This window comes from Sphingopyxis sp. CR5 (genome assembly GCF_059693785.1).
Map to the genome: position 1 here is coordinate 189,909 of NZ_JCATIE010000002.1, position 10,881 is coordinate 200,789.

Sequence of the window (10,881 nt, forward strand, 5' to 3'; positions counted from 1 at the left end):
GGCCCTTCCTGTGCCTCGCGGCGCGGCGGTTAGCCGACGATTTCTTCGGGCTTGAAAAAATAGGCGATTTCGATCGCCGCATTTTCGTCGCTGTCCGATCCGTGGACGGTGTTCGCCTCGATGCTTTCGGCGAGTTCCTTGCGGATCGTGCCGGGCGCCGCGTCCTTGGGGTTCGTCGCGCCCATCACGTCGCGGTTGCGCTGCATCGCATTCTCGCCTTCCAGGACCTGGACGACGACCGGGCCAGAGGTCATGAATTCGACGAGTTCGCCAAAGAAGGGGCGCTCCTTGTGGACCGCGTAAAAGCCCTCGGCCTGTTCGCGGGTCATGTGGATGCGCTTCGACGCGACGACGCGCAGGCCGGCGTCTTCCAGCATCTTGGTGACGGCGCCGGTCAGATTGCGGCGCGTCGCGTCGGGCTTGATGATCGAAAAGGTGCGGGTAACCGCCATGGGGGAAGCTCCTGTATGTGCTTGGATTGGGCTGCGCGCGCCTCTAGCCGCGCTTTCGTCCCACCGCAAGAACAGAAGGAAGCAACGCCCCCGCCGGCGATCAGCCGCCCATGCCGTAACTCACGCTGCCGGTCACCTTGTCGCCGTCCTGCGTCGCGGTGATCTGGACGCCCGACTTGCTGTCGTCGGGGCGTTCGGCGCCGATCATCAGCGTTTCGCCCGCCTTGACCTCGGTCTTGACGGTCAGCCCCGCCGCCTCGGCCTGCTTGCGGAAATGTGCGATGACGTCCTCGGCCTTGCCCGGCGCCTCGAAGCTCGCCATGCCGCCCCGCCCGTCCTTGCCAGAGGCGGTGAAGCCGCCGGTCATCTTCGAGCCCGGATAGGGCGTGAAGCCGTCGGGAAGCCTGGCGTTGGCGGCGCCGCTGCCGAACTGCATCTCGCCATCCTCGGTCTTGATGCTGATATTTCCCTGATCGCCGTCGGTCGTAACCTTGTAATCGGTCTTTTCGCCGGTATCGGGATCGGTCACCGTCCCGCTGGCGATTTCGGTATCCGATTTCGAGCCGCACGCGGCGAGAAGCAGGCTTGCCGCCGCCGCCAAAACCAATGTCCGCATCATCCTGTCCTTTGCGTCCTCAGGGGCCCTCCGACCAGCGACCACGGTCGTCCTGCTTCCAGAAATGCCGTTCGACGCCGTCCGCTGCGCCCAGCGTTCGCCAGGTCGCGCGGGCGTCGTCGATGCGGCTGTTATCGAAGAAGAGGAAGGCGCGGTCAAACCCCAACGCCTCCTCGCGCCATTCACCGTCGGCGAGCGCGAGCATCCGCGCGCCGTTCGCCGCCGGCCCGTCCAGCGCGCCGGCGATCAGGATCGGCTCGTCGGCGGCATCGGGGGTTTCGGCCATGCCGTGCGGCAGGAAACTCGCGGGCTGCTGCGCCCATAATGCGGCGTCGATCGCCTGGCGCTGCATCGCGGGCGCCGCGACGATCAACAGCCGGTCGCCCGCCGCCAGGATGCGCGCCGCGATCGCGGGCAGCACGCGCTCGACCGGGTCGCGGATCAACCGATAGAAATCCACGCGGCTCATGCGAGCGCTCCGGGCACGCGTGCGCCATCGAGCGCAACGCGCCTTTTCCCCGTCACCCCGGACTTGATCCGGGGTCCATCAGGCGCAGCGCCGAATGGATGCCGGATCGAGTCCGGCATGACGAAGGAGCAAGCGGAAAGGCGAAGCATCACCCCTCGAAATTATCGGCGACCAGCCGGTCGAGCAGGCGCACGCCATAGCCGGTCGCGCCCTTGGCATAGGTCGGCCCTTCCTTGTCGTGCCACGCCATGCCCGCGATATCGAGGTGCGCCCAGGCGACGCCGTCGTTGACGAACCGCTTCAGATACTGCGCCGCCGTGATCGACCCGGCTTCGCGCGGGCCGATATTCTTCATGTCGGCGATCGGGCTGTCGAGCAGCTTGTCATAGGCCGGCGACAGCGGGAAGCGCCACAATTTGTCGCCGCTCGCCTCGCCCGCGCCCAGCAGCTTCGCCGCAAGGTCGTCGTCGTTCGCGAACATGCCGCCATATTCATGGCCGAGCGAAATCACCATCGCGCCCGTCAGCGTCGCCAGGTCGACGATAACCTTGGGATCATAGCTCTTCTGCGCCCAGGCGATCGCGTCGCAGAGCACGAGCCGCCCCTCGGCGTCGGTGTTGAGCACCTCGACCGTCTGGCCCGACATGGTGGTCACGATATCGCCGGGGCGCATCGCGTTGCCGTCGGGCATATTTTCAACCAGGCCGACGACGCCGACGACATTCGCCTTCGCCTTGCGCCCGGCGATCGCCTTGATCGCGCCCGCGACGGCGCCCGCGCCGCCCATGTCCCATTTCATCATGTCCATGCCCGGCCCGGGCTTCAGGCTGATGCCGCCGGTGTCGAAGGTCACGCCCTTGCCGACGAACACCACCGGCGCCTCGCCGTCCTTGCCGCCGTTCCAGCGCATCGCGAGCAGCCGCGGCGGGCGCGTCGAGCCCTGCGCGACGCCGAGCAACGCGCCCATGCCGAGCGCCTTCATCTGCCGCTCGTCGAGCACCTCGATCTCGACGCCGAGTTCGGTCAGGTGCTGGCAGCGTTCGACGAAGGTTTCGGGGTAGAGGATGTTCGGCGGCTCGGCGACGAGCGTCTGGGTCAGCGCGACGCCGTCGGCGACCGCCGACAGGCCGGCCCAGCGCACCGACACGTCGCCCGCACCCGACGCGATGCTGATCGTCCGCAGGCTGGGCTTCGCGGTTTCGGCCAGGCGGGTGCGATAGGTGTCGAGCCGCCAGTTCCTCAGCTTTGCGCCCATCGCGAACGCCAGCACATCGTCGGCATCCGCCGCCGCGCCGGTGAAGTCGACCGCGACCGCCTGCACGCCGCTCGTCTGGAGCCGCGCGGTCAGCGCCGCGCCGCCGCGTTCGAGGTCATGGACCGTGCCCTCGCCGATGCCGACGAGCAACAGCCGCTTCGGCGTGTCTCCGTCGAGCGCCACCGTCTCGGCGACCGCGCCGGCCGCACCCTCGAAGCGGGCCTGCGTCGCCGCGGCGGCGAGCAGCGCGGCGTGATCGCCCGCGATGCTCGCGACCTCGCCCTTGCGGACCGGGAGGGCGACGACATCGGCGGATGCGTCGATTTGCGCGACAAACTGAATGTCCATGCCTTAACTTTCTTATGCGATGATTGATTGCAACGTGCCGGACCGATAGGGGTTTCGCCTGCGAGTTGCAAAAACAAAGCCACGGGTCCAATCCGGGTGGGCGCAATATAGGTATAGGACAAAGTTGATCAAATGAGCTGGGCTTTGTCCCGTCGTACAAGCGGTGCGCGACCCCTGTGGCTGGCGACGGCGAGCGCGCTGGCGTTCGTCGCAGGCCCGGCGCTCGCCCAGCAAGCCGTTCCGGGCGACGTCGCCGTGCCGCCGGTCGTGCCGACGCTCGCGCCCGACCCGGTTCCTCCGGGCGAGCCGAATCTGCAAACCCCCGATGTCTCGCCGGTCGCGGTCGACGCGCCCAGGGTCGAGGATGACAACCAGATCGGGTTCGCCGCCGACAATCTTCATTACGACAGCGATGCCGACGTGGTCGTCGCGTCGGGGAATGTCGAGATGAACCGCGACGCGATTTCGCTGCGCGCCGACACGGTGACATGGAACCGCACGTCGGGCCAGGTCGTGGCCGAGGGCGATGTCGCGATCCGCAACCCGGAGGGCGACACGGCCTACGGCGAGCGTGTCGAGCTGACCGATACGCTGCGCGACGGGGTGATCGACAATCTGCTCGTCGTGCTCGAAAATGGTGCGCGAATGGCCGCGGTGCGCGGCGAGCGGTACGAAAACGGCAATATTTCGCTGGAAAATGCCGCCTATACGCCCTGCCCCGTCGTCGATGACGCCGGTTGCCCGAAAAAGCCGAGCTGGCAGATCCGCGCGGTGCGCGTGATGTACGACCGCGCAAAGAACAAGATCAAGTACAAGGGCGCGCGGGTCGAGGTGTTCGGCCTGCCGCTAATCCCGCTGCCGGGGCTCAGCCATCCGGCGACGAGCGAGGCGGGCAGCGGCCTGCTGGTTCCCAACGTCCGGCTCGACCGCACCAACGGGTTCGAGGTCGCGCTTCCCTATTATCTGCGGCTCGCGCCGAACCGCGACCTGACGCTGACCCCGCATGTCTATACCGAAGCGGCACCGATGCTGGAGGGCGAATTCCGCGCGCTCACCGATTTCGGGTCGTTCCGCATCAACGGCTATGCGACCTACAGCTCGGTCGTACCGCTGACCGGCACCGCGCCGACGTCGACCGACGAGTTTCGCGGCTATCTGGAAAGCGCGGGCAAGTTCCAGATCGATCCGCGCTGGAGCGTCAGCTATTCGGGCCGCATCGCGACCGACCGCACCTTCATGCGCCGGTACGACATCAGCCGCGACGACCGGTTGCGTTCGACCTTCGAGGTCGAACGGATCGGCAGCCAGAGCTATTTGTCGATCGCTGGCTGGGCGACGCAGACGCTGCGCGTCAACGACGAACAGGGACAACAGCCCGTCGCGCTGCCGATCATCGATTTTCGCCAGCGGCTCGACGATCCTTGGCTCGGCGGACAGTTCGAGCTTCAGCTCAACACCGTCGCGATCGGGCGCACCGCGGGACAGGATACGCAGCGCGCCTTTGCCGGCGCGCGCTGGGATCTTCGGCGGCTGACCGGGCTGGGTCAGGAGGTCACGCTGACCGCGATGGTGCGCGGCGACGTCTATCACAGCGACGAAAACCTGCTGACCGCCATTCCGGGCTATCGCGGCGAATCGGGCTGGCAGGGACGCGGGATCGCGGCGGTCGCGGCCGACATGCGCTGGCCCTTTGTCGGCGAATTTCTGGGCGGCACCCAGACGCTGACCCCGCGCGTCCAGATCGTCGCCACCCCGCCGATCAAGAATCTCGACATCCCGAACGAGGATTCGCGCGCCTTCGATCTGGAGGACAGCAACCTCTTCGCGATCAACCGCTTCAACGGCTATGACCGGTTCGAGGACGGCGCGCGCATCACCTATGGCTTCGAGTGGAATTACACGCGGCCGGGTTTCGCCATCAACACGGTCGTCGGCCAAAGCTATCGCCTGTCGAACAAGCCGACGCTGTTCCCCGAAGGCACGGGGCTGACCGACCGCACCTCCGACATCGTCGGGCGCACGACCGTCGCCTACCGCGATTTCCTGCGCCTCACCCACCGCTTCCGGCTCGACAAGGACAATCTCGCGGTGCGTCGCAACGAATTCGACGCGACGATCGGCGGCCGGTCGACCTATGCGGTGCTCGGCTACTCGCGGCTCAATCGCGACATCGTCAGCTTTGCCGAGGATCTGCAGGATCGCGAAGAGGTGCGCGCGGGCGGCCGCGTCGCGGTGACGAACAACTGGTCGATCTTCGGATCGGCGATCGTCGACCTGACCGGGGCCGACGACGATCCGGCGACGACGACCGACGGGTGGGAACCGATCCGGCACCGGCTCGGCATCGCCTATGACGACGATTGCCTGTCGATCGCGCTGACCTGGCGCCGCGACTATATCGACACCGGCGACGCGCGTCGCGGCAACAGCTTCTCGTTCCGCGTCGCCTTCCGCAACCTGGGGTTCTGAGGGCGGGAAGCGGCCGAAGGCCGATCCTTACCCCACGGGGGACCTATCCGCTCGGCGCTCCAAAACGAACCGGCTTCGCTCAGCCTAGGTTCAGCGTCCACGGGCTATCCGGCGACCAAATGGCGTTCAGGGCGGATTGCGCTGGACCATCGGGCGTATCCGCTGATACGGAGCGTGCCACTGTTTCACGAATAGGGTGAAGATGACCAGATTTTCGACCATGATCGGCCTGATCGCCGTGGCGGCCGTCGGCGCAGGCAGCGCGATCGCACAGACCGTTCCCGACGATGGCGGCACGCCGACCACCAGCCTCGACATCCCAGGCAACGTCAAGCTGTACGGCGATGCCCCATCCAACGTCTATCGCCCGTCGGCGACGGTGAATGGAGAGATCATCACCTCTACCGACATCGAACAGCGCATGGCGCTGATCCGTATCGCGAACAACGATATGGAATTGTCGGCGGAACAGGAACAGCGCCTGCGCCAACAGGTGTTCAGCAACCTGATCGACGAAAAACTGCAGATCCAGGCCGCGAAGCAGGCCGAGATCGACATCGACGAAAATCTGATCAACCAGCAATATGCCCAGCTCGCGGCGCGCTTCAAGCAGACCCCGGACCAGTTCGGCAAATATCTGGCGTCCAAGGGATCGTCGTCGGCGGCGGTGAAGCAGCAGATTCGGGGCGAGTTCGCCTGGGACCGCCTGCTCTCGCGCAATATCCAGTCGACGACCAACGTGTCGACCGACGAGGTCGAACAGGTGCTCAAGCGGCTTGAGGCGGCCAAGGGCCAGGACGAATATCACCTCGGCGAAATCTATCTCTCCGCGACGCAGGACAATGCCGCCGCGGTCGAGGAAAATGCGCGCAAGATCATGCAGGCGCTTCAGGCCGGCGGATCGTTCGCTGCCTATGCCCGGCAATTCTCCGAAGCCTCGACCGCGGTCGTCGGCGGCGATCTCGGCTGGGTCCGCGCGGGCCAGATCCCCGCGTCGATGGCAGAAGCCGCGGCGCAAATGGGTCCGGGCCAGCTCGTCGGGCCGATCGCGGTGCCGGGCGGCATCTCGATCATGCTGATGGTCGACCGCCGCCAGGTCCTGACCGCCGATCCGCGCGACGCCGTGCTCAGCCTCAAGCAGATTTCGCTCGATTTCCCGCCGGGAATCTCCCGTGAACAGGGAACCGCAATGGCGAGCAAATTCACCGAGGCGACGAGCAACATCTCGGGTTGCGGCGCCGCCGACGCGGTCGCGCAGTCACTCGGGGCCCAGATCGTGTCGCGCGACAATATCTCGATGCGCCAGCTTCCCGCGCCGTTGCAGCAGACGCTTCTCGACATGCAGGTCGGCCGCAGCACCCAGCCCTTCGGGGCCGAGAATGAAGGGATCAGCGTCCTCGTGCTGTGCGGCCGCGACATGCCGCAGGCGGCAGGCACGCCCAGCGCCGAGCAGATCGAACAGCGGCTGCTCGACGAAAAGGTCAACAAGCGGGCCCAGCGCTATCTGCGCGACCTGCGCCGGGATGCCGTGATCGAATATAGCTGATGACTGACGGAACGAAGCGGCGCCCGATCGCGGTCACCATGGGTGACCCGGCCGGCGTCGGCCCCGAAGTGGCGGCGCGCGCCTGGGATGCGCGCCGCGAACACGCCCTGCCCCCCTTCGTCGCGATCGGCGACGCCGCGGCGGTCGCGGCGGTCTGGGACGGCCCCCTCGCCCGCGTCGGCGACATGGCAGAGGTTGCAGAGGCGTTTGCCGACGCGCTGCCGGTCTGGCATCTCGAGGACAGCGGAACCCTGACTCCCGGAGCCCCGACGCCCGCGGGCGCGACCTGCGCGCTGCATGCGCTGGAAACCGGCATCGGCCTGACGCGCAACGGCGCGAGCGCGGCGCTCGTTACCGGATCGGTATCGAAACATGCTCTCCAGGGCATCGGCTATACCCATCCCGGACAGACCGAATTCATCGCCGAACGCTGCGGCGTCACCGCGACCAACGCCGTGATGATGCTCGCCGGGCCATCGCTGCGCGTCGTTCCGCTGACCGTCCACATCCCGCTGACCGACGTGCCGGAGGTACTGACCGCCGACCTGATCGTCGCCAAGGCGCGGATCGTCGCGCGCGCGCTCAAGCGCGATTTCGGAATAGCCGCGCCGCGCATCGCGATCGCGGGGGTCAATCCGCACGCGGGCGAGAGCGGCCGGCTCGGCGATGAAGAGATCCGCATCATCGCCCCCGCGGTCGCGCAGCTTGCGGGCGACGGCATCGCGATCGACGGTCCCCTCGCCGCCGATGCGCTGTTCGCGCCGGGCATCCGCGACCAATATGATGCGCTGCTCTGTCCCTATCACGACCAGGCGCTCGCACCCTTCAAGGCGCTGCACTTCCACGACGGGGTCAATCTGACCCTCGGCCTGCCGATCGTGCGGACCTCGCCCGACCACGGCACCGCGTTCGACATTGCGGGGACCGGGCGCGCCGATCCCGGCCCGACGATCGCCGCGATCGCGATGGCCGCCGACCTGGCCGCCGCCCGCGCGGCGCGCTGCGTCCCCTCGGCGTGAGCGGAGGCCCGTCGCGCAGCCTGCCGCCGCTGCGCGAAACGGTGCGCGCGCACGGACTGTCGGCCAGCAAGGCGCTCGGGCAGAATTTCCTCTTCGACGAACAATTGCTCGACCGCATCGCGGCGCTGCCCGGCGACCTCGACGGCGCGACGGTGTTCGAGGTCGGCCCCGGCCCGGGCGGGCTGACGCGCGCGCTGCTGCGCGCCGGGGCGCGGGTGGTCGCGGTCGAGCGCGATGCGCGCTGCCTGCCCCTGCTCGCCGAGCTTGCCGACGCCTTCGACGGCCGGCTGACGGTGATCGAGGGCGATGCGATGGCGCTCGATCCCGATACGCTGATCGACGGGCCGTACCACATCGCCGCCAACCTGCCCTATAATGTCGGGACCGCGCTGTTCACGCGCTGGCTCGAACCCGCCGCCTGGCCCCCGCGCTGGCGCTCGCTGACGCTGATGTTCCAGCAGGAGGTCGCCGAGCGCATCGTCGCGCCGGTGGGCACCGGCGCCTATGGCCGCCTCGCCGTCCTGGCCCAGTGGCGCGCGCGCGCGAAGATCGCGATGAAGGTCCACCGCTCGGCCTTCACCCCGCCCCCGAAGGTGATGTCGGCGATCGTCCGGGTCGAACCCGGCGACGAGCCGGCCGGGGTCGATCCGGCGCTGCTGTCGCGCCTCACCGAGAAGGGGTTCGGCCAGCGCCGCAAGATGCTGCGACAGAGCCTGAAGGCGGTTCCGGGCGCCGTCGCGGCACTCGAGGCGCTGGGGATCGCCCCGACGCGCCGAGCCGAGACCGTCGCCGTCGCCGAATGGGTCGCGCTCGCGCGGCTGCTGGGCGGAGCCGCGGATCGTTCGCCCGGAGCCCCGACGCTAGGCGGTTGATATCCGCCCGCCGGCGATGTGAAAGCGCGTGACCGCGCCGGGCATGTCGTCGAACAGTGCCGCCTCGGTCCCGGTCAGCCACGCCTGCCCCCCCTGTCCCGCGATCCGCTCGTAAAGCGCGGCGCGGCGCAACGGGTCGAGATGCGCGGCAACCTCGTCGAGCAGCAACAGCGGACGCGCGCCGCGCAACCGCTCGACAAGGTCGCTGTGCGCGAGCACGAGCGAGAGCAGCATCGCCTTTTGCTCGCCGGTCGAACAGCGCGCCGCCCCGCGCCCGCTCGCCGCGTGGACGGCGGACAGGTCGTCGCGGTGCGGCCCGGCGGTCGCGCGGCCCGCCGCAGCGTCGATCCGCCGCCGTCCGGCGAACAGCGTGCGCAGCGCCTCGGCGCTCCAGGGCGCCTCACGCGGCGCGCCCTCGCTGTCGACGAGCGCCAGCAACGGACGCGCGAACGGCGCATCGGGCTGCCCGGCCAGCTCGTCCGCCAGCGCCGCCAGCGCCGCCTGCCGCGCCATATCGATCGCCGCGCCATGTTCGGCCAGCTGCGCCTCGAGGCTCGCCAGCCATTGCGGATCGGCCGCGGGCAGGTCGGCGAGCAGCTTGGTCCGCGCGCGCATCGCCGCTTCATAGCGGGTGCCATGCTGGGCATGGCCCGGATCGAGCGCGAGCACGAGCCGGTCGAGGAAGCGCCGCCGATTGCCCGCGGTCTCGACGAACAGCCGGTCCATCGCGGGGGTCAGCCACAGCACCGCGAGCCAGTCGCCGAGCGAGGCCGCCGCCGCCGGGCTGCCGTTGATCCGCACCAGCCGCCGCCCCGGATGCGCGGGCTCGATCCCCGTTCCCAGCGCGACCGGCGCCAGATCGTCGCCGGCCAGCAATTCGGCGAAAATGGCAAAGCCGCCGCTCGCCCCGTCGCGGACCATCTCGGCCAGCGGGGCGCGGCGCAGCCCCCGCCCGGGCGCGAGCAGCGAGATCGCCTCCAATATATTGGTCTTCCCCGCGCCATTGTCGCCGTGCAGCGCGACGAGCCCCGGCGCGGCGACGAGCTCCGCGCCGGCATGATTGCGAAAATCGGTCAGCGAGAGGCGCAGCAAACTCATCCGACCCCGCGCCTACCGCACCGCCCGCCGCGGCGCCAGTGGGCAGCGCGTCAGCAGAAAATGAAATTTCCCACAATCATGGAAATTTTTCCCATTCAGGAGGAATTTTCGCGATGAAATTATCTTTCAAGAATCAAAAAACGGCGATTAACCGCGGTTGAACGAATTTGGCACGGTCCCTGCAAAGTATGGGGCATCCGCCGGATGGTCCGGATCGGAGGACACGAAAGGAATATATCATGGCTCATTTCAACACCGACTCGCTCAAGAGCTACGCGATCGCCGCGGTTGCTTCGCTCTATTGCTCGCTGATGTTCCTGGCCGCTGCCGGCCCGAACGGCGCGGAACTCGGTCGCCTGGTCATCTGACCGGCGGCCGCCCCTCCCCTCGAACAGGCGCCGGCCAGGGGCCGGCATGAAAGGAAAGACATGAAACAGGGTTTTCGCAAGAATCGTCGCGACGGCATGCTCTTCGGGGTTTGCGCGGGCATGGCCGATCATTTCGGCTTCGACATCTTGTGGACGCGCATCGCCTTTGTGGCGCTGACATTGCTGGGCTTCGGCCTGCCGCTGCTGCTCTATCTGACGGTCGCGATCCTCGCACCGTAACGCAGCCCGGGCCGGCCGCCTTCCAGGCACGTCGCACCGGCCCGCACATTTCCACAGACCAAGGGCTCGCCAGCCTCGCTGGCGGGCCTTTTTCATGGCCGGTTGCTCGCCGCTTGCAGGCTAGGGGAA

Annotated in this window: 11 protein-coding genes; 6 read left to right on the top strand and 5 right to left on the bottom strand. The window is 68.0% G+C overall.

Annotated features, from left to right (window positions below; genetic code table 11):
- Positions 1-29: 29 nt before the first annotated feature.
- The 4 genes from ndk to AC58D2_RS03815 all read right to left on the bottom strand — a co-directional run bounded on the left by ndk (position 30) and on the right by AC58D2_RS03815 (position 3,140).
- Positions 30-452, bottom strand: coding sequence for a nucleoside-diphosphate kinase (gene ndk / locus AC58D2_RS03800; protein WP_497387488.1), 423 nt, complete (start codon positions 450-452; stop codon positions 30-32).
- 100 nt (positions 453-552) lie between these two features.
- Positions 553-1,068 carry a hypothetical protein gene (locus AC58D2_RS03805; RefSeq protein WP_497387490.1) on the bottom strand — a complete coding sequence of 172 codons (516 nt, stop codon included), beginning with the start codon at positions 1,066-1,068 and terminating at the stop codon, positions 553-555.
- Between the two features lie 19 nt (positions 1,069-1,087).
- On the bottom strand, positions 1,088-1,537 hold the full coding sequence (locus tag AC58D2_RS03810; RefSeq protein WP_497387492.1) for a DNA polymerase III subunit chi: 450 nt from the start codon (positions 1,535-1,537) through the stop codon (positions 1,088-1,090).
- Between the two features lie 148 nt (positions 1,538-1,685).
- Positions 1,686-3,140 carry a leucyl aminopeptidase gene (locus AC58D2_RS03815; RefSeq protein ID WP_497387494.1) on the bottom strand — a complete coding sequence of 485 codons (1,455 nt, stop codon included), beginning with the start codon at positions 3,138-3,140 and terminating at the stop codon, positions 1,686-1,688.
- A gap of 144 nt (positions 3,141-3,284) precedes the next feature.
- Here AC58D2_RS03815 and AC58D2_RS03820 point away from each other — a divergent pair, with 144 nt between their 5' ends.
- The 4 genes from AC58D2_RS03820 to rsmA all read left to right on the top strand — a co-directional run bounded on the left by AC58D2_RS03820 (position 3,285) and on the right by rsmA (position 9,046).
- Positions 3,285-5,609, top strand: coding sequence for an LPS-assembly protein LptD (locus AC58D2_RS03820; protein ID WP_497387496.1), 2,325 nt, complete (start codon positions 3,285-3,287; stop codon positions 5,607-5,609).
- A 202-nt stretch (positions 5,610-5,811) separates the two neighbouring features.
- Positions 5,812-7,155, top strand: coding sequence for a peptidylprolyl isomerase (locus AC58D2_RS03825; protein ID WP_497387498.1), 1,344 nt, complete (start codon positions 5,812-5,814; stop codon positions 7,153-7,155).
- On the top strand, positions 7,155-8,174 hold the full coding sequence (pdxA, locus tag AC58D2_RS03830) for a 4-hydroxythreonine-4-phosphate dehydrogenase PdxA (protein ID WP_497387500.1): 1,020 nt from the start codon (positions 7,155-7,157) through the stop codon (positions 8,172-8,174). The genes AC58D2_RS03825 and pdxA overlap by 1 nt, the downstream gene beginning before the upstream one ends.
- Complete coding sequence (gene rsmA, locus AC58D2_RS03835) at positions 8,171-9,046, top strand: 16S rRNA (adenine(1518)-N(6)/adenine(1519)-N(6))-dimethyltransferase RsmA (RefSeq protein ID WP_497387502.1); 876 nt, start codon at positions 8,171-8,173, stop codon at positions 9,044-9,046. Before pdxA ends, rsmA begins: the two co-directional genes overlap by 4 nt.
- On the opposite strand, the gene recF is transcribed toward rsmA, so the two are convergent.
- Positions 9,035-10,144, bottom strand: coding sequence for a DNA replication/repair protein RecF (gene recF, locus AC58D2_RS03840; RefSeq protein WP_497387504.1), 1,110 nt, complete (start codon positions 10,142-10,144; stop codon positions 9,035-9,037). The genes rsmA and recF overlap by 12 nt on opposite strands.
- Positions 10,145-10,383: 239 nt before the next feature.
- Between recF and AC58D2_RS03845 the strand changes: the two genes are divergently transcribed.
- Positions 10,384-10,512, top strand: a complete 129-nt coding sequence (locus AC58D2_RS03845; RefSeq protein WP_497387506.1) for a hypothetical protein — start codon at positions 10,384-10,386, stop codon at positions 10,510-10,512.
- Positions 10,513-10,572: 60 nt separating this feature from the next.
- Positions 10,573-10,752 carry a PspC domain-containing protein gene (locus AC58D2_RS03850; RefSeq protein WP_497387508.1) on the top strand — a complete coding sequence of 60 codons (180 nt, stop codon included), beginning with the start codon at positions 10,573-10,575 and terminating at the stop codon, positions 10,750-10,752.
- Positions 10,753-10,881: the final 129 nt, after the last annotated feature.

Excerpts from the sequence above, each read along its gene's own strand:
- ndk (WP_497387488.1), bottom strand. The coding sequence starts at position 452 with ATGGCGGTTACCCGCACCTTTTCGATCATCAAGCCCGACGCGACGCGC.
- AC58D2_RS03805 (WP_497387490.1), bottom strand. The coding sequence starts at position 1,068 with ATGCGGACATTGGTTTTGGCGGCGGCGGCAAGCCTGCTTCTCGCCGCG.
- AC58D2_RS03810 (WP_497387492.1), bottom strand. The coding sequence starts at position 1,537 with ATGAGCCGCGTGGATTTCTATCGGTTGATCCGCGACCCGGTCGAGCGC.
- AC58D2_RS03815 (WP_497387494.1), bottom strand. The coding sequence starts at position 3,140 with ATGGACATTCAGTTTGTCGCGCAAATCGACGCATCCGCCGATGTCGTC.
- AC58D2_RS03825 (WP_497387498.1), top strand. The coding sequence starts at position 5,812 with ATGACCAGATTTTCGACCATGATCGGCCTGATCGCCGTGGCGGCCGTC.
- pdxA (WP_497387500.1), top strand. The coding sequence starts at position 7,155 with ATGACTGACGGAACGAAGCGGCGCCCGATCGCGGTCACCATGGGTGAC.
- recF (WP_497387504.1), bottom strand. The coding sequence starts at position 10,144 with ATGAGTTTGCTGCGCCTCTCGCTGACCGATTTTCGCAATCATGCCGGC.
- AC58D2_RS03845 (WP_497387506.1), top strand. The coding sequence starts at position 10,384 with ATGGCTCATTTCAACACCGACTCGCTCAAGAGCTACGCGATCGCCGCG.
- AC58D2_RS03850 (WP_497387508.1), top strand. The coding sequence starts at position 10,573 with ATGAAACAGGGTTTTCGCAAGAATCGTCGCGACGGCATGCTCTTCGGG.